The organism is Pedobacter borealis DSM 19626 (assembly GCF_000708285.2).
Classification (GTDB): domain Bacteria; phylum Bacteroidota; class Bacteroidia; order Sphingobacteriales; family Sphingobacteriaceae; genus Pedobacter; species Pedobacter borealis.
Map to the genome: position 1 here is coordinate 1 of NZ_JAUG01000055.1, position 22,350 is coordinate 22,350.

22 protein-coding genes are annotated in these 22,350 nt (G+C 38.6%); 6 read left to right on the top strand and 16 right to left on the bottom strand.

Annotation, left to right across the window (positions count from 1 at the left end):
* The 4 genes from AW17_RS24670 to obgE all read left to right on the top strand — a co-directional run.
* A partial coding sequence (locus tag AW17_RS24670; protein WP_036670065.1) for a hypothetical protein occupies window positions 1–205 on the top strand: 205 nt, incomplete at its 5' end.
* Between the two features lie 400 nt (window positions 206–605).
* Window positions 606–1,535, top strand: coding sequence for a reverse transcriptase domain-containing protein (locus AW17_RS14825; RefSeq protein ID WP_209444262.1), 930 nt, complete (start codon window positions 606–608; stop codon window positions 1,533–1,535).
* 726 nt (window positions 1,536–2,261) lie between these two features.
* Window positions 2,262–2,837, top strand: a complete 576-nt coding sequence (locus AW17_RS14830) for an adenylate kinase (RefSeq protein ID WP_029277721.1) — start codon at window positions 2,262–2,264, stop codon at window positions 2,835–2,837.
* Between the two features lie 157 nt (window positions 2,838–2,994).
* Window positions 2,995–3,990, top strand: a complete 996-nt coding sequence (gene obgE / locus AW17_RS14835; RefSeq protein ID WP_029277724.1) for a GTPase ObgE — start codon at window positions 2,995–2,997, stop codon at window positions 3,988–3,990.
* 88 nt (window positions 3,991–4,078) lie between these two features.
* Here obgE and AW17_RS14840 read toward each other — a convergent pair whose 3' ends face one another.
* The 10 genes from AW17_RS14840 to AW17_RS14885 form a co-directional block, all read right to left on the bottom strand.
* Window positions 4,079–4,498, bottom strand: coding sequence for a thiol-disulfide oxidoreductase DCC family protein (locus AW17_RS14840; RefSeq protein WP_029277725.1), 420 nt, complete (start codon window positions 4,496–4,498; stop codon window positions 4,079–4,081).
* Window positions 4,483–5,304, bottom strand: coding sequence for a hypothetical protein (locus AW17_RS14845; RefSeq protein ID WP_029277727.1), 822 nt, complete (start codon window positions 5,302–5,304; stop codon window positions 4,483–4,485). The genes AW17_RS14840 and AW17_RS14845 overlap by 16 nt, the downstream gene beginning before the upstream one ends.
* A 6-nt stretch (window positions 5,305–5,310) precedes the next feature.
* On the bottom strand, window positions 5,311–5,862 hold the full coding sequence (locus AW17_RS14850) for a hypothetical protein (RefSeq protein WP_029277729.1): 552 nt from the start codon (window positions 5,860–5,862) through the stop codon (window positions 5,311–5,313).
* A 57-nt stretch (window positions 5,863–5,919) separates the two neighbouring features.
* The gene (locus tag AW17_RS14855) at window positions 5,920–6,225 is read right to left on the bottom strand and encodes a hypothetical protein (protein ID WP_029277731.1); all 306 of its coding nucleotides are present in this window, start codon (window positions 6,223–6,225) and stop codon (window positions 5,920–5,922) included.
* A gap of 255 nt (window positions 6,226–6,480) precedes the next feature.
* The gene (locus AW17_RS14860) at window positions 6,481–7,131 is read right to left on the bottom strand and encodes a response regulator transcription factor (protein ID WP_029277733.1); all 651 of its coding nucleotides are present in this window, start codon (window positions 7,129–7,131) and stop codon (window positions 6,481–6,483) included.
* A gap of 173 nt (window positions 7,132–7,304) precedes the next feature.
* A complete protein-coding gene (locus AW17_RS14865; RefSeq protein WP_029277735.1) occupies window positions 7,305–8,102 on the bottom strand; it encodes a sensor histidine kinase in 798 nt (265 codons plus the stop codon).
* A complete protein-coding gene (locus AW17_RS14870; RefSeq protein ID WP_029277737.1) occupies window positions 8,086–8,748 on the bottom strand; it encodes a hypothetical protein in 663 nt (220 codons plus the stop codon). Before AW17_RS14870 ends, AW17_RS14865 begins: the two co-directional genes overlap by 17 nt.
* Window positions 8,749–8,770: 22 nt before the next feature.
* Window positions 8,771–9,253, bottom strand: a complete 483-nt coding sequence (locus tag AW17_RS14875) for a hypothetical protein (RefSeq protein WP_029277739.1) — start codon at window positions 9,251–9,253, stop codon at window positions 8,771–8,773.
* A gap of 257 nt (window positions 9,254–9,510) precedes the next feature.
* Window positions 9,511–10,143, bottom strand: a complete 633-nt coding sequence (locus AW17_RS14880) for a YdcF family protein (RefSeq protein ID WP_167343685.1) — start codon at window positions 10,141–10,143, stop codon at window positions 9,511–9,513.
* Between the two features lie 303 nt (window positions 10,144–10,446).
* Entirely contained in the window at window positions 10,447–10,812 is a 366-nt protein-coding gene (locus tag AW17_RS14885) for a YtxH domain-containing protein (protein WP_051691869.1), read from the bottom strand.
* A 182-nt stretch (window positions 10,813–10,994) separates the two neighbouring features.
* Here AW17_RS14885 and AW17_RS14890 point away from each other — a divergent pair, with 182 nt between their 5' ends.
* Together AW17_RS14890 and AW17_RS14895 are read left to right on the top strand one after the other, a co-directional pair.
* On the top strand, window positions 10,995–11,375 hold the full coding sequence (locus AW17_RS14890; protein ID WP_029277745.1) for an OsmC family protein: 381 nt from the start codon (window positions 10,995–10,997) through the stop codon (window positions 11,373–11,375).
* Between the two features lie 105 nt (window positions 11,376–11,480).
* Window positions 11,481–12,734, top strand: coding sequence for a DUF2130 domain-containing protein (locus AW17_RS14895; RefSeq protein ID WP_029277747.1), 1,254 nt, complete (start codon window positions 11,481–11,483; stop codon window positions 12,732–12,734).
* A 754-nt stretch (window positions 12,735–13,488) separates the two neighbouring features.
* Here AW17_RS14895 and AW17_RS14900 read toward each other — a convergent pair.
* From AW17_RS14900 to AW17_RS14915, 6 genes are all read right to left on the bottom strand, one after another.
* A complete protein-coding gene (locus AW17_RS14900) occupies window positions 13,489–16,083 on the bottom strand; it encodes a glycoside hydrolase family 3 N-terminal domain-containing protein (protein ID WP_029277749.1) in 2,595 nt (864 codons plus the stop codon).
* A 242-nt stretch (window positions 16,084–16,325) separates the two neighbouring features.
* Entirely contained in the window at window positions 16,326–16,547 is a 222-nt protein-coding gene (locus AW17_RS24230; RefSeq protein WP_036670068.1) for a hypothetical protein, read from the bottom strand.
* Window positions 16,486–16,707, bottom strand: a complete 222-nt coding sequence (locus AW17_RS25400) for an alpha-L-fucosidase (protein WP_083488725.1) — start codon at window positions 16,705–16,707, stop codon at window positions 16,486–16,488. The genes AW17_RS24230 and AW17_RS25400 overlap by 62 nt, the downstream gene beginning before the upstream one ends.
* Before the next feature lie 127 nt (window positions 16,708–16,834).
* Window positions 16,835–16,942, bottom strand: coding sequence for a hypothetical protein (locus AW17_RS25405; protein WP_157280322.1), 108 nt, complete (start codon window positions 16,940–16,942; stop codon window positions 16,835–16,837).
* Between the two features lie 69 nt (window positions 16,943–17,011).
* The gene (locus AW17_RS14910) at window positions 17,012–21,718 is read right to left on the bottom strand and encodes a CBM96 family carbohydrate-binding protein (RefSeq protein ID WP_029277753.1); all 4,707 of its coding nucleotides are present in this window, start codon (window positions 21,716–21,718) and stop codon (window positions 17,012–17,014) included.
* A 91-nt stretch (window positions 21,719–21,809) separates the two neighbouring features.
* Window positions 21,810–22,313, bottom strand: coding sequence for a carboxypeptidase-like regulatory domain-containing protein (locus AW17_RS14915; protein WP_083488726.1), 504 nt, complete (start codon window positions 22,311–22,313; stop codon window positions 21,810–21,812).
* Window positions 22,314–22,350 lie beyond the last annotated feature (37 nt).

Consider the following 22,350-nt stretch of genomic DNA (forward strand, 5'->3'; position numbering starts at 1 on the left):
TACAGGAGAGGAAACATTTAGTAGAGATGCTAAATGCCTCAGTCAGAATTCAGCAGCGGTCGTAGTACTGCATTTTCGGATGCAGAAAGGACCAAATGTTAGGATGGCAAAGGAAACAGGAAGTTTATGGCAGAGCGTTTACAGCGGAACCACATTAGAGAACTGCTTATATGAGGGTAGGACGGCATCCGAGAGTAAAATATAAGAGGAGCTGAGCCGAGCCGTGCAACCAATGTGCACAATGGCTGGGAAGGAGTTTTTTTTTAGTATTATGCTTGAAGAAATATTAGACATCCGAAACGTACAAAGCGCCTTTAGGCGGGTTACTGCCAAAAGGGTGCTGGTGGTATTGATGGTATGCAGACCGATGAACTTCGCGACTACCTGAATACGAGCTGGCAGAGATTACGGGCTAATATTTTAAAAGGCGATTACCGGCCAAACGCTGTGAGAAAGGTAGAGATACCCAAAAGCAGCGGTGGTATGGGGATGCTTGGCATCCCAACGGTCATTGACCGGTTGATCCAGCAGGCCATCTCTCAATGGCTGAGCCCCAAGTACGAGGGCGACTTTTCCTCTGATAGTTATGGTTTCCGGCCAGATCAGTGCTAAAGGCTCAGGAATACCTTAACACAGGCTATAGCTGGATTGTAGAACTTGACCTGGATAAATTCTTTGACCGGGTAAATCATGACAGACTTATGTACCTGATCTCATTAAAGATAAAAGATAAGCGGACCTTGAAGCTTATCGGTCTTTACCTGAATGCGGGAATCATGGAGGATGGATTGGTCAGCCCAAGAAGAGAAGGTATGGCACAAGGGGGTCCATTAAGCCCGTTATTATCAAATGTGATCCTTCACGAACTTGATGCGAAGCTCGAAGAGCGTGGGCATCGGTTCGTACGTTATGCTGATGATTGCAGTATCTATTTAAGAAGCAGGAAATCGGCACAGCGGGAAATGGCAAGTATTTCAGTATATCTGGAAGACGGGCTGAAACTGAAGGTTAACAGGATGAAGAGTAAGGTCAGCAGGCCGAGCCAAAGTAGTCTGCTTGGGTTTTCATTCTATGGTAGCAAAGAGGGATGGAAGATGCGAATTTCATCCAAATCTCTAAGAGCGCTCAAAGAGAAAATAAGGGAGCAGACCAAACGGAATCAGCCCGTTCCATTGTATCAACGGATATCAAAGCTTAAGGAAATCATTCATGGTTGGGTCAACTACTTCTCTATTGCAATTGCAAATGCAAAGGGATACATGGAAAAACTGGACGGGTTGATGAGAACCAGACTGCGGATTGTGTTGTGGAAACAATGGAAGGGTATAACGGGCAGAGCGAGGAACCTGATGAAGGTGGGGGTAGTGAAATCAAGGGCTTATCAGCTGGCTAATACCCGCAAGGGACATTGCAGGACTGCAAACAGCCCGACACTACGTACGACACTTGAGAAAAAGTTCTTTTTGAGGCTTGGGCTTGACGGATTTGGTCATTATTACTATTGGAAAACGACATACCAAACGAAGTTATTCTAGCAAACCGCTGTATACCGAACGGTACGTGCAGTGGTGTGAGGAGACAGCAGGGAAACTAATTTCCTGCTTCTTACTCGATTTCAGTTTGAAAGACCTTTTTAGCTTAACCTCGCTTTTCCCAGGAACCTTTCTCGCCAAGAATTTTTAAATTCGGGCCCATTCAAAAATGAAAAAATAAGGATTGAGGTTAAGCAAGAAGATTATAACCGTTATAAAATTGGATCGAAAGTTATTGTTACTTATCTGAAATTTAGCAAGAGGGCTATTGATATCGCAGACTTTTAAATTTGAGATCAATAAAAATGGGTTTTCTATTCTAGGCGATAAATGTTTTTCTGCTGATGGCAGCATCGCGGCATTTCGTTTTTTAAAATCTACGTATATTGAAAGATATCAGTCCAGTAATGTTACCAATACTTAAATTTTTTGTAAAATTTAATAAAAATGTAAAATGATTGTTTGGTTAGATTCCTTAATATTTGAAGAAAATTCTGTTAAATACAAAAATGGCACAAGATTCTTCTTAGATGAAGATAAATGTCATTAAAATAGCCCATTTTTAAATAAATCATCAATTTTAAATGGCATCTAAATTAATAATTATATATTTGCAGCCTTGAAAGTAAGCAATGTCTAATCCTATTAATCAGTGATTTGAATATTACTTTTAACAGAGCCATAGGAATAAGGCTTTTTTAATTTTTGAAGACAACCTAAACAACTTGAATGCTTAATTTAGTTCTCTTTGGCCCTCCAGGGGCGGGTAAAGGCACCCAATCTGAAAAGCTGATTGCAAAATATCAGTTGGTACACGTTTCAACAGGCGATCTTTTTAGAGCACACGTTAAAGGAGAAACCGAATTAGGAAAAAAAGTAAGTCAATTGTTAGCTGATGGAGAATTGGTTCCAGATGCCATTACAATTGCCATGCTTGAAGAAGAGGTAGATAAAAATCCTGATGCTAAAGGATTTGTGTTTGATGGATTTCCGCGTACCGTTCCACAAGCAATAGAGCTTGATCTATTTTTAGAGCGTAAAGGCAGTAAAATTGCTGGCGTTATTGCTTTGGATGTTGACCAGGACGAGTTAACAAAACGTATTGCCGAACGTCACAAAACCAGCGGCCGTCCTGATGACGACGCTGAAAAATTAAAAAAACGGATTTCAGAATACTTTGATAAAACCATCCACGTATTGCCTTATTATGAAGAGCAAGGAAAGTTGAATAAAGTAAACGGAATAGGTGAAATTGAAACGGTATATAGTGATCTTTGCGCTGTAATTGATCAGTATAAGGTATAAAGTTCAAATAGCGGATATAAAAGAGACGGTTTTAATTAATTCCCGATCCAATATTCAAAAACATAAAAAGAGTTATAATGTTAAAACGTTATAACTCTTTAATTTTAAAGGAATTGTTGTTTTCGACGTTCCAGTATTAACATTTCAATATTAAAATATGTCACAGGGTTCGAATTTCGTAGATTATGTAAAAATTTGTTGCCGTTCTGGTAAGGGCGGGGCGGGTTCGGCACATTTGCATCGTGATATTTTAACATCAATGGGTGGCCCCGATGGTGGTGATGGCGGTCGTGGTGGCCACATTATCGTTAAAGGCAGCATCCATATCTGGACATTATTGCACCTTAAATACCGTAAGCACATTATTGCTGAAGATGGTGGAGCAGGCGGTAGTTCCCATAAATTCGGTAAACAAGGTAAGGATGAAATCCTGGAGGTTCCGCTTGGTACCATTGCTAAGGATGCTGAAACCGGAGAAATCCTTTTCGAAATTACCAAAGATGGCGAGACTAAGATTTTAACAGCTGGTGGCCGTGGTGGTTTAGGGAATGCACACTTTAAAAATTCGGTTCAGCAAACACCACGTTTTGCACAACCGGGTGAGCAAGGGCAAGAGGTTTGGAACATTTTAGAATTAAAAGTTTTGGCCGATGTTGGCCTGGTTGGTTTTCCAAATGCAGGAAAATCTACATTACTTTCAGTAGTTTCGGCTGCTAAGCCGGAAATTGCCGATTATCCTTTTACTACCATTGTTCCTAACCTGGGTATTGTAAGTTACAGGGGTGGAAAATCTTTTGTAATGGCTGATATTCCTGGGATTATCGAAGGTGCGTCAAAAGGTAAAGGTTTAGGCTATCGTTTCTTACGCCACATTGAACGTAACTCGGTATTGTTATTCATGGTCCCGGCTGATACAAGCCGTTCAATTAAAGAAGAATACGAAATCCTTAAAAGCGAACTGGAATCTTACAATCCTGAATTAATGCAGAAACCGCATGTTTTAGCCATTACCAAATCAGATATGTTAGATGAAGAACTGATGGAAGAAATGAAACAGGATCTGCCAAATATTCCATCTATATTTATTTCGTCAGTAGCTGAAAAAAATATTTTAGAGCTGAAAGATATGCTTTGGAAAGCAATTGAAGGATAATATAAATAAGTTTTAATAAATAATTTTGGTGTGCAGAACATTGCTGCCATATTCTGCATTTACCAAAATTAAGCCGCCAATCAAAGTGCTATATCAAAAACTTACTTCGAATATGTTCTGTAGGTAGCATACAACTGTCTGTATGCCCAAATAATGCATAACGGTTGTTGGCGAATGCTTTATACAGGCAGTTTCTTATAAAACCAGGTATCAAATAACCCACGTTAGTTAACGGAGCCCACCAAGCATTTAAATTTTTTAGGATATAAGCTACTGCATTAGATTGGGTAAGAAACTCGTTGTTGCGTACCACAATAATGCTATTTAGTTTTATAAAATTAACCTGATGGACTTTACCCAGTTGCAATGCGGTTTTACTGTCAAGCGGAGCAAAACAAAACCTGTTTGCTTGATCATGAGTGATTATATAATTGATAAAACCATTGCAAAAATTACAGACACCATCAAATAGAATGATGTCTTTTGTTGTGTCTAAAATAGGTGCCATGGCATTTGGTGGTTAATAAAATAAATTGCTGGATAAGTAGCCATAAAAGCCCAGAAAAACGAATTCAAACCCATAATAAGTGCTGTAAAGAAATGGAATATAAATCCCCATATCAGAAATACTATGGCATATTGCCAGGGCAGAATAAGACATAATGGAAATATGGTTTCCATAATAATAACGTTCCAGCACAGAAAACGGTTTGCAGAAGGATATTTTTGCAATAAAAGACTTGCTTTTTTAGAGCCATATGTTTTGGTCGAGAATACATCTTTTATTGCTGTTCCTGAACGCCACTCAGCAGATACAAGTTTGGCAATACCCGCAACAGTATAAGAAAGACAGGCCTGTAGTCCGATAAACCATATACCAATATCTCTCAATTTACCAGTTGTAAAAGCAGGAAGATTGCATAGAATCAATGTGATAATAATGAGCATGCTCATCTGGTCTGAACCATCACTTCCATAATAAGTAACCAGTGATGCCACTAGTAAGCTGACTCCCAACAAACTGATCAGTACCCATCCTGTTGTACTCTGTAATGGAAAGAACAATAATCCAATAATAAGCAGGCACCTGATGATAAAAAGAGCAGCCAGGCCTGGTGCGCTGAACAGTTTAAAAAGAGGTTTGAAAAAAGACTTTTCATCCTGTTTGGTCCATTTTAGCTGCATTACATTCCAGGATAACAAACCATTAGGAGAAAATATCTGTACTTTCTTGAGATACTCCAGCGTAGAAATTAATAAACCTATACTCAATATAATAAGTACAGTTTGTGATATATCATTTAATAAAATCATGACTTTTTATATTTGATGAAAAACGGATAATAGAATTAATGATGGCGCAGTTTCTTTTTGATAACCTGATGATTCTGCAAGCATAAACTGCCGATAGCAATTTTGTGATTGTTTCTTGTATTGGCTAACCGCATGTAATACTATGATATAAGGCATAGAAAACATCAGTAAATTTAGGCTCCCTGCTTTTTCACGGTAGGAAGGGATGCTTGATACCAGGCTTTGTACTACGTCTGATAATATTTTTTTATCACGTTTTTCCGGATTCCAAAGCCATGACCATATTGTACGTTCTTCGGTAATTTCCATTTCCTGCCAATCGCTATAATCGATGTCGGTTATTTTATCCCGATACAGTAGATGGTAATCCCTTTTACCGGGGTGGGGAGCAAAGAATGTCCATAATGGAATCAGGTTAAAATAATCAATTTTATATCTGATAAATGAGGATATTTTAGTTTCCTTAAACTGACACAATATGGTTGCTAAAAACCAAAAGGCCAGAAAAAAAGTTACTACGAGCTCGTAAATAACTATAGGGTTTAATTTCAGCATCATAATTTCGAATTGTTGAGGAAAAGGAGGGTAGGTATACTTGCCCTCCTTTTCAAATTGTTAATTGAATTTTTTACGAAGTTCGATCAGCTTATCTAAAGATAAACCATCTTTGGCTTCTTTAGAAAGCGCACCAATTTCAGCTTCATTTAAAGCATTAGCAGCACCGATAGCCTCAATTACCTGAGTAACTACCGGGGTGGCTTGAATGGTTACCTTAACAGCTTGGAGCGCTGTACGGGCTATTGCAGCAATAAAAAGTGGTTCTGCTGAATTCGCTTCAACAATTTCGTTGTCGCCTTTTAAATTAGCGATTAATGCATCAAGAATTGCTAATTCTGATTTTGATAAACTTGACTTTGCCATTTTGTTTTCTTTTTGAGGTAAATAAAAAATTGTTTAGTGTGCCTTGTTTTGAAGCTTCGTTGCACAACATAAAGTTCGGTACACCATATTTTTTTTACCAGAGTGGTAATACTCATTTAAAATATTGAGTATTTCTACGTAGTTAGTAGGATAAAATGACCTTTTGGGTTTATGCTTAAAATAAGATAGATACTGATAGAAAGGCAAAAGAATGTTTTAGCCTTGTATTTAACTCAAGAAAGAGATTTGATACGGCTATATTACACCGTTTTTAATGGCAAACATTACCAGGCCCGCAGTATTGCGAACGCCTGTTTTTTCGATAATGCGCATTCTGATACCTTCAACTGAACGTGGACTCAAAAAAAGTTCTGTGCCAATTTCAGTCGCGGTTTTCTCATCACAGATCATTTTTAAAACATCCAGTTCGCGTTCTGAGAATTCTATATTCTGATCGAGCGAGGGCCTGCTAGAGCCTTTAATTGTTAATTTTTTTAATAATGCTTTGGTTACAATATCGTTAAAGTAGTAGCCGCTTTCGTGTACCGAATAAATAGCTTTCCTGATTTCTTTAGGATCTGTATTTTTTAATAGATAGCCGTTAGCTCCATTTTCCATTAAATGAATAATAAATTTAACCTCATCATACATGGTTAGAACAAGAATTTTAATATCCTCAGCATATTTTTTGCGGATTAATTTCATGGCTTCCATCCCATCCATTACAGGCATTTTCAGATCCATTAAAATAACGTCTGGCTGTACATCTTCGAGTTTGCACATCAGTTCTTCCCCGTTTGATGCCTCAAATATTACTTCCAGATTTTTATCACGGTTAAAGCCTACCCTTAAACCATCTCTAAAAATGCTATAATCATCTGCTATGGCTATCCTTATTTTGAGCATTATTATTTTAATTGAGCACTTAAAATTACTTAATATTTTATATTAATATACATGAATTGTCTATTAATACTATCTTATTTGTATTTATTATTTATTTTTTTTAGTTTTTAATTTTGTGTGCTATGAGTTTTATTATTACATTTTAATATAATTTATATTACATAATAAAGAGTTTAACTTGCGGGAATGGTAATTTTAATAAAATACCGACCCCCATACTGTGAAAAAACAAGGTCTGCTTTTAGCAGGATCATTCTATTTTGAATATTTTTTAGTCCTAATCCATCTTTTATAAAGCGCAGTTCTTCAAATTGATTTTGTGTAAGACCATTCCCGTTATGCGAAATGGTAAATACCAAATTACTATTAACACTCACAGATTGAATATGGATAAGGCTGGCTTTTGCATGTTTGGTTATGTTATGGATAAGCTCCTGGATGATCCTGTAAATACTGATGTCGTTCCGGCTTACCTTTATGCTGTAATCGTCTGTTAAACTTAAACTGATTTCGGCAACATTACTATGGCTGATTTTGCTACAGAAGTGTGAAATGGCCTCTTTTAAACCTAATTCTTGTAAAATGGTGGAGTGGAGGTTGTGCGAAATACCGCGGATTTTGTGAATTCCGTCGTCAAGCAAACTTTTCCCTTTTTGATACATTTCTTTACTTATTTTGTCGCAGCTATTGATGTCGGTTCCGTAGAAATACAAGCTGGCTGATCCTAAAATTGCACCAACCTCATCGTGTAATTCTTCAGCAATACGGTGCCGCTCAATTTCCTCGCTTCTTACTGCTGCTTCGATCAATTGATTTTTTTGTATATTCTGTAAGGTTTGTAGGTTAAGTTTGTATTGAAGTTTTTTGCGCTGCATGAATATAAAGATGAGCAGTAAACTGATAAATAACATAAGCATAGCAGCAATGCCAACCATTAATATCTGCATAATCTCATTATTTACCTGATTCATAAAATCCTTTCGCTATAAATAGGTTAAAAATGATGTAAGAGATATTGTGCACACTCCACAAGCTAATGGCAAAATTTTGAAAACGCAATGTAAGCTCGTTGTATAATAGAAAAATGAAAAAATTTAGGGTAACAAAAATGCCAAGTCCGGTGGTTATCCAAAAATCGCTGTTCGTAATTTTGGTAGCTGTGCTATCATTTATTTTGAATAAGTAATATTGCAGCGTATAGAACAAAAGAAAAAGGGCCTCGGTTGAGAGCAAACGGCTGCTTAATTTCCAATAATCAAAAAAGTTTTCGTAAAAAGTAAAATTGATGATGATGAAAACCGTAAAACAGATAGGGATAATTTTCTTTATGGTAACTAAAAAAACTTGGTTTAACTGAATAAAAAATGCACAGAACAGATAGAAACGGATAACCGAGTGTAGGTTGTAGAGGAAATTATTAGAATTGTATGCTGCAGGCATCATGCTCCTGAATTTCCAGATCAGATCTATTCCCAGGTTAATAATCAGCGCCGCCCATACATAAAAAACAACCAGCTTAAGGCTAGCCGGTTGTTTTTTTATTAGCAGTACAGATATAGGGATTAATAACGCCCAGACTTCAGACCAATCGATAATAAATTGGAATATTTTAAGCATTTGGGATAAGGGTGTTAATTAATCAATTTATTGTAGCTGGCGGAGATGGATTGGTAACAATTGGCGTCTCATCGTCGTAAATTAATTCAACATCTCCTGTGTCAATTCTTTTAAACCGTTTAACATTGTAAAAAACGTGTCCACGGTTAACATCCGGAACGAATACCAAATAATCAGGTTTATCGCCGTTAGCATCAGGATTGTTAATCAACAATAAGATATCGGCAAGTGAAATGATATTATTGCTTAGAATAATCGGACCGCTTAAATCTAAAGCACTATTGTTGTAAATTTCCAATCTGTCGAAATAACTGCTGTACTGGTTGCTTGGTGCCATGTAACCATAAGCAATCAATTGTAAAGGTTTAGCTGGCTGGTCAGTTTCTGGGAAAAAATAACAAAATGTGAAACGATCAATGCCTGGAGAGCTAAGGATTAATGCCTGGATGGAACTGATTTCGTACTTTAACCAGTAGAGTTTTTGTGTTTGTTTTTCTGTGAGCATGTTTTTATATCTAGATAAATATTATATAAAGATATACAATTGTATAAATAAAAACATTCTTAAAAAGTAATTTTTAAAATACTTTTATTGATCTTTTACATTTACTGATGTTTATACTGATTATAAATCAATAGTTGATCTGTATTTTGATTGCTGTTTATATTGTGCAATTATATAGCTGCCTGGAATTATAGGCGGTTCCATTATTATCAATTTTCAGCAATTAACGACACAAACGATTAACCGATTTGTGCAGGTTAAGCCCTCAAACGGTCTACAATTAAGCCAGTCCATTCTTTAAATAACAATTCCCATGTTACCAAAGCTGTAGCACTTGGGATGATGAAATCGCCAAATTCAAAGTCGGTATTTCCGATAAAATTGGCTGGAAAATATTCGATTTTATGCTTAGTCTGCCGATCAAAAATCAGCTTTGCCCTTGGGATGTGCCAGGCACTAGTAATCACTAAAATTTTAGCTTCAGGGTTGTTTTTCGCGATGAGTGCCAAACTGTTCCTGGCATTTTCGATGGTATTTCTACTTTGGTTTTCAATCAGGATTGCAGAATCAGGAATTCCGATCAGTTTTAAGTACTGAATGGCTAAATCAGCTTCTTTTATTTTTTGGTTTATTAAATTTGCGCTCCCACCACTAAGTAATATCTGCTTAATCTGTCCTTTTTTATAAAGCGCAATTGCTTGGAACAATCTATCTCCTGCCCAATTAAAAGCAATTTCATTATTACGTTTGTTTAAACCTGAAAAACCGCCAAGTACGATACCTACATCATATTTCTGCGGTTTGGGGTAGCCAGCTTGATAATCGTTCATCACTTTGCCTACGATAAAAGCATTAGTGAAAAAGAAAGAAAAGATTAATGTTACAATCAAATATCGTTTCCTTTTTTTAGGATTTTTAGATGCAATTGCAAAAATCAAAAGTACAAAAACCCATAATATCGGTTTAATAAGGAAAAGCAAAATTTTCGAGAGGATAAAAATCATATACAGGATATTATCCTGTAAAACTAAGAAATTACCCTAGCAATGCTGTCATTTCAGGCGGAGTGCAACGTAGAGAACCACGAAGTACTAAGCGAACCTAAATCCATCATAGATCTCTCCATTCCACTGCGCTTTATCCGATAGCTATCGGATCGAGATGACTACTTTTCTTTTATACATTTAAGTTTTTTATCCTTGTCCTTCTTGCACTTGACCGTTCTCATGTGCGTTTTCTAAAATTTCCTGAACATCCGATTTACGTTTCTTAACAACCTTATGTTTAAAATGTGGTACTTCATGTTCGATAATATCTTCTTCGATAGCTTCTACGCCAAAAACCTTCTCTTTTAAAAGATTGTATTTGTCTTGAAAACCATAACGTAGATTTTTAGCTCCTCCAACAATTTTTCCACGGGTACCTGCGCCGCTATCAGGAGCAAATAAAATACTAATTACCGCACCCGCCGCTAAACCAGCCACTAAAGCAAGTGCTATTTTTGCACTGTTATCCGATTCGTGCTTTAAATATTTTCCAATTAACTTTCTGTACTTCATGATCATATGATTTTATAATTGAACAATTCGCTTGATATAATGTTTGATGTTTTTTGCTTTGGAAAGCAATCAATAGCTTTTTGTTAAAGCTTCCGACTTCTCAATTCATTTTCAAAAAAAGACTAGACTATTACCTAAGTTTAAAGTTAAAGCACAATATTTGGGATACTAAAATCAATTACATGGTAAAAGCAACAATAAATAAAGAGCATTATGCATGTTCTGTAACCAATGGTTCTCATGATATTATAGTAGACGAGCCTTTAGAATTGGGTGGTACACATAAAGGCTTTGCCCCAAAAGGATTGTTAATGGCCTCTTTAGCGTCGTGTGTAGCCATTACCTTAAGAATGTATGCCGATAGAAAGGAATGGCCAATTGATAGAATTGAGGTAGAAGTAAATATTGATACCGAAAATGGGGAAACCATATTTTTTGAAGAAATTGTATGTACAGGAATACTTACCGAAGAACAAAAAATCAGATTGGAAGAAATTGCCGCAAAATGCCCGGTAAGTAAAATTTTAGCAGCCGGTCACGAAATCAGATCGAAGGTACTTTAATGGCAATGGTGCAAAACTCGTTTGTACAATGATAAAAAGCTTTAATATCTTTACCAATAAAAAAACCTTGGTGTGCTTTGCGCCTTGGTGGTTAAATAATAATCAATGCCTACCGAAATAAAATGCCCCAACTGTGCCCATGTTTTTCCGATGGAAGAAGCCATGGCCGAAGATTATAAGAAAGAGTTACGTGAGAAAGCGGCTGCTTATGCAAGGCAGAAAGATGAAGAATATCAACGTAAACTGCAGGTTTTTGAATCAGAAAAACAACAGCAATTGAAAGCTTTTGATGCCAAACTTGCTGAAGAGAAAACCAAGCTTAAGGATAATCTGGAGGAAAACCTGCGTAAAAGCATTTCGGCCGATTTTGAAACCAAATTGCAAATGCTGGAGGGTAACGCGAAAGATAATGCTGAAAAACTAAAGTTGGCCCGTGAAAAAGAACTGGAGTTTTTACGCCGCGAGGAAAGCCTTAAAGTAAAGGAAGAAGAAATGGAACTTGCATTTCAACGTAAAATGCAAGAACAGCGTAATGAGTTGGTAGAACAGATCCGTAAGCAAGAGGCAGAAAAAAATAGTATTAAAGATACCGAACACCAATTGCGTTTAAAGGAATTGGAAAAACAGCTCGACGACCAGAAAAAATTGGCTGAAGAAATGAAACGTAAGGCTGAGCAGGGCAGTATGCAATTGCAGGGCGAAGTTCAGGAACTGATTTTGGAAGAATTGCTTCGTACCAATTATCCTTTCGATTTAATTGAAGAAGTTGGCAAAGGCGTGCGTGGTGCAGATTGTGTACAGGTGGTACGGAACCAATTTGGGCAGGAATGCGGTAAAATTATTTATGAAAGCAAGCGTACCAAAGATTTTGGTGGCGATTGGATCGAAAAACTGAAGAAAGATATGCGCAGTATGGGTATTGATGTAGCGGTAATCGTAAGTCAATGTTACCCAAAAGGCATGGATTGTTTCGGACAGCGCGATGGGGTTTGGATCTGCTCTTTCGAAGAAGTAAATGCTGTAGCATACGTTTTGCGCGAAGGTATTTTACGTTTGGCCGGTGCAGTAAAATCGCAGGAAAACCGCGGCGAAAAAATGCATATGCTTTACGATTACTTAATGGGAGCAGAGTTTTCAGAACAATGGAAAGCCATTAGAGAAGGTTTTATGAGCATGAAACTATCCATACAACGCGAGCGTGATGCAATGGAACGCTTATGGAAAGCACGTGAAAAGCAATTAGAGAAAGTATTGTTAAATGCGACCCATATCCGCGGTTCGATAGAAGGCATTGCCGGTAGCGATAGTGTGCAGCTGAGCTTAACCGATGAAGATGATGATACTTTGTTTTTAGAATAACTTATATATTATCATCATTACCCTGATTTATACATCGAATCGTCATCCTGAACTCGTTTCAGGATCTATTTTAAATGGACCAACGTTGCTAATCGCCAGGTGTGAACTGCAAACTGCCAACTGATTTGGGCGTTACCCAATCCCGTGAAAAACCTATCGTGTGGACACATCTTTTGTTAATTCTATATTTGTTTTTAGTGAACATTCATTAAGGCGGTCGTCATGCTGAATTTATTTCAGCATCTTTCTAGCTACTAAAGGCATTTATTTGGAAAAAAACATTAATTACCCAAACATTGTCTTTTCCGCTCTTTGCCGCGGGGGCATGGTAGTTTTTCGCAGATCATGTTATTTTTATTTGTGCTCAAGAATGCTGGCGCATTTTGGAGCGCCAATTACCCAAAGCGCTTTGTCAATCCAGCAATGGGCCTTTTACACAATCCTTCACGCATCAAAAAAACAGCGGCACTTCGTTTAATCAGTTGTTGTTTGTGTTTTCTTTGGGCTGATTGAGCCCTCCGGGGTTTGTGTTCAATACTTATTAAAGCTTTAATCAACCTCTATGAACACAAAACCACTGCGTTTTAGGTTTGGCAATGCTATTTGTTCTCTCCTACAACTGTTTTTTTGATTTCTCCGGCCCTTGGGATTGACGGCGTTCTTCGGTCAAGACAAAGTGTTATTTGAGGAAGCTAGCAAAACGCCTAAAAATTCACCTCAAAAAGATGTGTCCACACGATAGGTATTTAACCGGTTATTGCTGGTGTGAAAGGGTTATATTGAGGTAGCCTCCTTGATGAATTTCCACTTCATAGGGATCATGGCCTGGAGCAACAAAAATTAAGGTATCTCCTTCCCGGGCTTTTATCTCATATTCCCCCCCTTTTCCGGATACAACTTTTCCACTTTTTCCTTTTACAGATACCTTTACACCCGAAAGGCCAGAAGCCTGAACATCTCTTATGATTCCCTGAATGACAAACACCTTGGCAGAGCTGCGCTTTTTGTACACCACAGGATCAGTCACATTGGAAATAACAGGCTTTAAAGCCGCTTTTACGCTTTCGCTACCATTACTTACGGCTATAGTTTTCGTTAGGTGTATATCCTGCGAAGAAGATCCGATCATTAAGTCGAATAAACCGGGTTCGACGGTTTTTACACCTTTTTTATTATAAAAGGCGAGTTCACTAACCGGAAGTGAAAAGTGTACTGTAGTTGTTCCGCCTGCTTTCACCAGTACTTTTTGAAAGCCCCTTAGCTGCTTAACAGGAGTGGCTATTGAGCTTACTTGATCCCTTACGTAAAGCTGAGCCACTTCCATTGCATCTAGCTTACCTGTATTCGAAATATTGGCGCTAACCTTAATCGTATCATTTACGGCGAACTTATCGCTGCTGACCTTTAAGTCGCCAAATTGAAATGAAGTATAACTTAATCCGAAACCAAAGGGCCAAAGCGAGCCTGGCGAAGAAAAGACATAATCCCTGCCCGGATGCGCTGAACTGCCTGATTTTTTGTAAAAACCCTTATCAGTAGGCAGATAATTATAAAAAACCGGTAGATTTCCGCTGCTCTGCGGGAAAGAAACCGGGAGTTTACCTGAAGGGACTACATTTCCAAAAAGAACATCCGCAATTGAGGCGCCTTCCTGTTCTCCTGCGTACCACTGTGTTAAAATTGCCGGAACATTTTCCTTTTCCCAGCTCATCACAAACGGCCTCCCGGTAACAAGTACAACAATTACAGGTTTTCCAGTGGCTTTTATCCCTTTTATCAATTCTTCTTGTGCTCCGGGTAGTGTAAGATCTGATAGGTCGAACCCTTCGCCACTGGTGCTGTTGCTATAGTCTCTTGCCAGAGAAGCGCTTTGCGATCCTACAAAAACAACAGCCACATCACTCTGGGCTGCCATTTGTACAGCTTCTTTAAAGCCAGTGGTATCGGTCGTAGTGAGATCGCAACCTTTAGCATAATTAACTTTCAGTTTCCCGTTAGTCAGGTTACGGATGCCAATCAATGGCGAAATTCCGTCTTTATTATTTCTGCTCCAGGTATAATCGCCAAATTGTACCTGATCGGCGTTTGGCCCTATAACTGCTATGGATTTTAGCGACCTGATGTCAAGGGGAAGGAGGTTATCCTGATTCTTGAGCAAGACCACACTTTCGTCTGCAATTTGCTTTGCGAGCAGCTGTGATTCTTTACTATGGATATATTTTTTAAAAGACGCATCGTATACTGGTTTCTCATCAAATAATCCCGAAGCAAATTTCACATATAAAATACGGCTAACTGCAGAATCTATGTAGCTGATATCGAATGTAGCATTATTTACCATTGGCGCAAGTTTCGAATAGAGCCGACCTGAGGCTTCCAGATCAAGACCGGCCTTTACCGCTTGAGCTGCAGCGTCTTTTTGATCAATGGCCGTTTTATGAAAATTATATAGCATTTCTACAGAACCCCAGTCTGAATACACATATCCTTTAAATTTCAGGGTATTTCTTAACAAATCCGTCAGAAAAAAAGAGGAACCAGTAACGGGCTCTCCATCATACGAACTATAGCAGTTCATGATAGAAAACGGAGCAGTTTCCTTAATTACCTTTTCAAAAGGAACCATATATAAATTGTACAAACTGTTCATTCCACCTGCTACAGATGCCAGATTAAGTCCCCCGGAGGGGCTGCCATGCGCAACAAAATGTTTAGGGGTGGTAATAATCCGGTGCTCATGGAAACCTTTTATATAAGCTATCCCCATTTGAGAAACCAAATAAGGATCTTCACCAAAAGTCTCCTCTACCCTACCCCAGCGCAGTTCGCGTGCCAGATCCAGATCAGGAGCAAGTACCTGTTTAATCCCTATTGCCCTGGCCTCCACACCAATCAAACTAGTCATTTTGTATGCAAACCCTGGATTGAAAGTGGCTGCCAAGGCAATAGATTGGGGATAAATGGTACTTCCGTCCTGAACAGCACCATGGAGTCCTTCCATAACCGGAATTAGCGGAATTCCAAGACGCGTTTCTTCGCGCATATACTTTTGCGCATCAAAAATCAGTTTTGCATATTGCTCGGCCGAATAAGGTAAACCTTCAATACAGCCATAACTGATTCCTTTGCTAAAATTAATAAGCATGCCCATATCCGGCTTTTTATCTGTATCAAAATCGTTCGAATGAATATGTTGCATCTGCGCCAGCTTTTCATCCAAGGTCATACGGCTTAGTAGATCTTCTACACGTTTATTTAGATCAAGTGCAACATTCTGGTAAGGCAATTGCTGCGCAAAGCAAAAAGCAGGAACAAAAAAAAGAATTAAAAGAAAATATTTAGTTAACATAAATTATATTTTTAATGACACAGTAAGACCAGGCAGATGTAACCTGGTACACTTGCAAAAATGTATTTATAGAAAAAGAAGCCAGGGAAAAAATTTCCGTATTTAGAATAAAATCTTCCTTTTTTCAATGCATGAATGTATTTTAGCGCTGAAGTTCAAGAAATTGGATCCGCTGTTTACGATTTCATGGGCTTATTTTTTTTATAATTGACGAAGGAATTATTTTAAATTGATGTGATCACTTATTTCAGTTCTACATCAATTACCTGAACCAGGGCAGTGCTTTGTGATGCGGGTAAAACAGTCAGGGCACCATTTTCCAGATTAAATTTAAGCTTTTTTCCACCGTCTAATAACGACACTTTTTTTACTTCATGCGGCGTTTTAAACACTACTTTCTCCTCATTTAGGGATTGTTTTTGTTCTTGTCCCAAAATAAACAGAAGCAGACTCCTTATCTTCAAGGGAGTGTGTTCCTTTAACAGACTTGCTATTCACTTTCATCCATTGTGCGAAATCGTCTAAGTGGCGGTACATATCTGCGGTAAGAATACCATTCTTTGTAGGACCAAAATTTAGTAACATATTGGTATTGGCTGCCCTGCATCTGATCAGGTTGTTCAATACCCGAACGGTTAATTTCCGCTGTTAACCTCTACCTCAGTTGTTATGGAGCCAACTTTTTTATGATCAGCTCCATATCCGTCATAATGAAGGCTCTGGTATGCCTTTCCATCGTTTGGTAACGGGGCTAAGATATCCATCTCCATACCAGCAGTTCGTAGACTGCCGGCAGGATTGCCCATATTAGGACATAGTAACCAAAATGCCGCCATTGTAAACTAGTTTTACCTTCCATTTTCTTGTGCTTAGATAAATTACTATTTCTTTAAAATTATTTAGCCTAGGGCATTAAAATTTCTGCCCACTAGGGGGCAATTTTTATTATTTTTACTGTGGCTACTGTTGTGTTTTCTGCTTTGATTTTTAATAAATATAAGCCTGAAGCGAATGACGATATATTTAATTGGGCATTATTTCCGGTTGTTTTTTGGCGTAAGAGTGTACTGCCATATAGATTAAGCACTTCAATTTCTGCTCCATTCTCGTAACCAGACAGGTTGATATTCACGAAATCTTTTACAGGATTCGGGTAGGCACGTACGATGTTATTTTCTTTTGCAGTTATTAAGTTTTCGCTAACGAGCCCATTATTAGCTCTTGTTCCTGGCGAAACTGCTAACATTGATCCGGGTTGCATCGAATTTCCTGAAGTTAACAATAATTGAGGGCGAAGTTCTGAACTAGCGGCTTCTTTCGAGTTAAACGATGCATCGGAGGTAGCGTTCATAACTGTTGAAACGATACGAAGCGACAACGTTTTATCTCCCGTAAACTCTGATAACGCTTGAGTGCTGATATTCCATTCAGCCCATCCGGAGCCTTTGCCGTTAATGGTTGCCAGTAAAGTACCTGATGCTGGTTTATTGGTCCAGTTAATGCCGGTTTCTGTCCAGGTATCTGAGGGTACATAGTACACCTGCCAGGTTGTACTGGCTACATTGGTATTAGCAGACGCTATATTTAATCTTAGGGTAGCATCGTCAAAATTATCCACACCGTTCAGATCAAATTTCAAGTACACCTCTCTGTTGTATCCTAAGCCATCTTTTTTTACTGTCAGTGTATTAGCGGTTCCAAAGTTGCTGTTTGCAGAACCACCATCACGCACATAGTCGTCTGCTATTGAAGTAATGGATGTATTAACAATCAGTGTTTGTTCTATTGGTGTAGCAGCATCATAAATATCATTACCTGATTGGGAAGCTGTAATGATACTGGCACCTTTTCCTATAATGCTTACCGTATTGCCACTTATTGTAGCTACTGCAGTGTTACTGCTAACATAACTAACTGGCAGGCCTGAGGAGGCTGTGGCGGTTAAATCGAAGGTGACATCACGGGTAGTTTTGGCAGGTAAAGCATTAAAAGTTATCGTTTGCGGGCTCAGCACACGGTTCAGTGAAATTTCTACTGGTAACCCATCTATCGTTGTAAACTGAATTTTGCTTTCCCCATTTGATGTACCGGTTATGCTGGCATTGGCGTTAGGCGTTGAAATTGCCCAATTTGTTCCTTTTATGGTAATGTTTATTTGTTTGTTTACTGATGGGGTATTCGCCCGCCAGGTAAATCCCAGATCAGGATTAGTAACTGCGATTTTAAGACTTTTTTGAGTTGAATCATATTTAGACATCACCAGGCAAGGATAATCGGCGCCAGTAAGGTTCCCTGCATTGTTCAATCCTGAAAGGGCACTGAAGAAAGCATATCCAAATACAGAATTTGAGTTGACTGTTGGCTTATACTCTACTATATGGGCAAGGCTATCTTTACGGTGTACGGTATAGGGTTTGTTACCTGCAGCTATCTGACCATCTAAATCGGCCATGTTTGAAGTAGTAGATTTAGGCATGCAAATATATTCGTAGCCTTTGCCTGACGGGGCTGTTCCATGGTCGATGTAACCAATGGTATAATTCCCTATCGGGTTGTTTGAAATCGTTTGCGCAGATAGCAGTTTGTCATGCTGTGGCGTTTGTTGGTCTGCTTTTGTTAACTTAATAGTACCACTACCAGAAAACACATAAAAACCTGTCCCAAAACCATCTAAAACCCAGTGGTTGGTAGTGCCTGCATAAGAGTTGCTGTAGTCACCCGTAGGCAATGCGCTGTTATCTACATTTACCAGTTCTTTGCCAGCTGTTGCCTTGCGTTGATATAAAGTTGTGAGCGTTGTATTTACCGCATCGTTGTTGCCAATATTAGAACCAAGACATACTAACATATTATCGAAGGCAAATACCGATTTTTTAAACATAAAACTTGGATTATGGCTTTCTGCGGAATACCTAGTCCCCCATCCCAGCCCTGTTCTTTCCCGAAAGTCCATCGCAAACATTCCATATGTACCATGAATTGCTTTTAGGTAGTCGCTGTTTTTATTTAAAAAGCTAAGGGATCCAGCAAATCTTTTTTGCTGTAATTCGTCCTGAGTATCTCTTTCGGCCTGCAGTTTATCCCATGGCAACCGGATACTAGTAGTACCGGGAATATAATTCCAGTTTCTTGTGGTTACATCATAGCCATTGCCTGTAGGGGCATCTCCGGCATAAATAATATCTATTGCACCATAACTCTGGTAACGTCCGAACCGATTGGCCACGTTTCCATCAGAGACGCCAAAGATCTCTGCACCAAGCATATTGTTGTTAAAACCTTTACAGGTGACTACCCAATTGTCTTTACGGTAAATGCCAGCCATGCTATGGTTAGACTGAAAATAGCCATTATTAAAAGGAGCTACAGTTGAGTTGCCTAATGGCCCATAGGGATCTGATGGCCAGGTTCTATTGTAGATTGTAGCCATAATTGGGTCTGAGTTTCCTGTGCCTAAAATACTTCCCCCGGCCACTGCCATGTTACGGAATGAATATTTGTTAATATTGGTGTAAAATATGTGAGGATTTCGTCCTGCCAATGATAAAGATCTCATCGTATTATCATTTCCAATCATCAGCTGTGCCATAACTGCATCTCTTAACCTAAGATAAGATTCAGTACTGATCTGAAAAGAGGTGGCCCGCAGATAATAAGTAATATCAGAAGCGGAATTTAAATTGTACATATAACCAGGATAAGATGCCCAGTGGTGGAAACCTGAGCCATCTGGTTTTATGCCGTCGTACGTTGCTTTGGTATAGATGCAGAAATGATCCATAAAGCGCTTAAAAGCTGTCATGTAACGATACCGCTCGTCAGCATCGTCTATCCATTTTACATATGCCATGGTAACCGCACCAGAGTTGCCAAGGTGATCAACATTAATGCCACCATCCACATAATTGGGCTCCCATATATGATCAAATGCATTTTGTTTATAGAGTACATTTTCAAACAAACTCTTTACCAATAGGTTACTCTTAATACCCGGTATGAGTATTGCTGGCTTTGCAAATACAGCATAATCGTATTCATTATAATCGATGGCCAAGGTTCCCTTACATATCTGGTCTGATACCAGCCATACGGTATTTAGCGCTTTATTGTAGGTGTCGGTATCTTCAGGATGAAACTTGAGTTGTTGCGCAAAGGTTTTTAGAAATGAAGTTTGGTTGTAATTTGTAACATTTCCGGTAATAGTATTTCCGTTAACTGTAATACCAAGGCCATTATAAGCAGTTATTGCAGTGTTAAGTGCAGTGGCACTTGGCGCAGAAGTGCCCAAATACGAATCTGAATAACGATTGTATATGGTTTCTATTTCTGTCTCTACAGTAGGGGTTGATGCGACAATTGGCAAATCAGGAGTTAAAGTGAAGGTGCAAATTTTGGTTAGCTCGCATTGTACCGTATTTGCGGAAGGATAACTTACCGTAGTTATAAAACTGTTTGGATTTTGAACCGTTTGAAAGCTTCCGGCAATGGTACCTCCGGTTGATTTGACAAAATTAAATAACGTACCACTTGGAGGAATATAAGCGTTAAGCGTATTCACTTTGAGGGTTGTTGAAGTACTTATATTGATATTTCCATTTACACTTAATTGATCGTATTGGCTAGAAACTGTTGCTCCTTTCGTTTGTACATTTAACATTGCGTTATTAGCCAATGAAAAAGTACCGTTGATCTGTAAAGTACCAGTATAAGTCGTTCCCGTTGCCGCACCAAAGTTAAGTAATGAATTTACCGCAATGTTGCCGTTAAAAGTGGTTGTTCCCTGGCTGTTCTTGATCAGGTTGTTTATCGCAAAATTGTTGATGGCGCTGATGTTAGCGGTTGTTGTTCCTGTTGAAAAATCATTATTGATGGTAAGGTAATTTAAGGCGGTAGCAACAGTGTCAAGATAAATTGTAGAAGCATTAACTCCACCCGAAATGGTAAGGCTGGAAGCCGCATTAGCTCTTATTAAGCGGGCCAAGTTTCCGCCGGTGATGGAAGATACCTGTAAATTATAACCGGCAAGATCTAAAATACAGTTCTGGTTATAAATAAGCGGGCTATACCACTTGCAATTGCCAGAAAGTGAATGATTTTTAGCAATCATTAGCCCAACACTGCTTGAATTGATTACACCGCCAGAAACCTGGTTAAGGTTTATACTTCTTAATCCATCCCCGCCAAGATACACGCCTCTGTTGCTGCTGGCATCGTGTAGCGCAGTGGTTCCTTTAACATCTCCATTTGCACTAAAAAAATTGCTTCCAGATACTGCCTGAACAGTTTTTATGGTTCCGTTCCAGGTAAGTAAGCCGTTAATGTTAAAGGAACTCGCTGAAGCATTGTTTGTGTGGATAATTTTCCCTCCAGAATTAATGGTTAAGGCCCCAATATTCATACTGGCAGTAATGGTTGCGATTCCGCCACTCAAAATTATAAGATTATCAGTTGCGGCAATAGCCACTGTGGTTAAACCTGTAATACCATCTGGATTGGTGGTCCAATTGTTATTAACAGTACCACTATTACCGGCAAGAGTAGCTGTAGCCGATCCTGTATAATAGTCTGTAGCAAGAACCATTTTACTGAAACTGCATATAAACAGCAATAACAGCAGCGTAAGTTTTATTTTCATACCTTGGTTTATTTGGTTAGAAATAGGTTTAGAATTGTATTGCCGAAGCAATTATGGTAGCTTTATATTTGGTGGCGGTTGGTTTTACCAACTAAATTGTTCCATCAATGTTATAATGAAGTTGTTTTTTTTGTAATGCCAGATCGGCAGGCGCTTTGTTCAGATCGGCCAGATCGATCTTCCCTACTGATCCTGTCAGGTCTTTCTTTTTAACGGTTCCGTAGCCTATTACCGCAACATCATTAAGGTCTGATATCTGTTCTGAAAGGATAACATCTAAAACACTTTTATTGTTAACCTGTATGAGCTTGCTACCGTAGCCTATATAACTGAAAATCAAGGCTATTGACAAAGGAATTGGAGCGGTGATCTGATACCGCCCGTTTGCATCGGTATTAACTACAGTTTGGCCGTCTTTTATTTTAACACTAACGCCAGCAAGCACTTGCGCTTTCGAGTCTTTGACCGCGCCCGATACTTTTAATGTTTTCGATTGAGCAAATGATGGAGTGTTTAATACGCCCCATGCTAATAATACGATGGACCATAGCATACACCTCTCCCACACTACACATTTATAATTTGTGTTTGACATAATGAATTCCTTTCTTCTGGTTTTATTTGGTTAGCTG

Coding starts and splice junctions, on each gene's coding strand:
- AW17_RS14885 (WP_051691869.1), bottom strand. CDS start 10,812: ATGAAGTACAGAAAGTTAATTGGAAAATATTTAAAGCACGAATCGGAT.
- AW17_RS14890 (WP_029277745.1), top strand. CDS start 10,995: ATGGTAAAAGCAACAATAAATAAAGAGCATTATGCATGTTCTGTAACC.
- AW17_RS14855 (WP_029277731.1), bottom strand. CDS start 6,225: ATGGCAAAGTCAAGTTTATCAAAATCAGAATTAGCAATTCTTGATGCA.
- AW17_RS14875 (WP_029277739.1), bottom strand. CDS start 9,253: ATGCTCACAGAAAAACAAACACAAAAACTCTACTGGTTAAAGTACGAA.
- AW17_RS14860 (WP_029277733.1), bottom strand. CDS start 7,131: ATGCTCAAAATAAGGATAGCCATAGCAGATGATTATAGCATTTTTAGA.
- AW17_RS14915 (WP_083488726.1), bottom strand. CDS start 22,313: ATGTCAAACACAAATTATAAATGTGTAGTGTGGGAGAGGTGTATGCTA.
- AW17_RS14845 (WP_029277727.1), bottom strand. CDS start 5,304: ATGATTTTATTAAATGATATATCACAAACTGTACTTATTATATTGAGT.
- AW17_RS14865 (WP_029277735.1), bottom strand. CDS start 8,102: ATGAATCAGGTAAATAATGAGATTATGCAGATATTAATGGTTGGCATT.
- AW17_RS14870 (WP_029277737.1), bottom strand. CDS start 8,748: ATGCTTAAAATATTCCAATTTATTATCGATTGGTCTGAAGTCTGGGCG.
- AW17_RS14910 (WP_029277753.1), bottom strand. CDS start 21,718: ATGAAAATAAAACTTACGCTGCTGTTATTGCTGTTTATATGCAGTTTC.
- AW17_RS14840 (WP_029277725.1), bottom strand. CDS start 4,498: ATGGCACCTATTTTAGACACAACAAAAGACATCATTCTATTTGATGGT.
- AW17_RS14850 (WP_029277729.1), bottom strand. CDS start 5,862: ATGATGCTGAAATTAAACCCTATAGTTATTTACGAGCTCGTAGTAACT.
- AW17_RS25405 (WP_157280322.1), bottom strand. CDS start 16,942: ATGGAAGGTAAAACTAGTTTACAATGGCGGCATTTTGGTTACTATGTC.
- AW17_RS14830 (WP_029277721.1), top strand. CDS start 2,262: ATGCTTAATTTAGTTCTCTTTGGCCCTCCAGGGGCGGGTAAAGGCACC.
- obgE (WP_029277724.1), top strand. CDS start 2,995: ATGTCACAGGGTTCGAATTTCGTAGATTATGTAAAAATTTGTTGCCGT.
- AW17_RS14895 (WP_029277747.1), top strand. CDS start 11,481: ATGCCTACCGAAATAAAATGCCCCAACTGTGCCCATGTTTTTCCGATG.
- AW17_RS14900 (WP_029277749.1), bottom strand. CDS start 16,083: ATGTTAACTAAATATTTTCTTTTAATTCTTTTTTTTGTTCCTGCTTTT.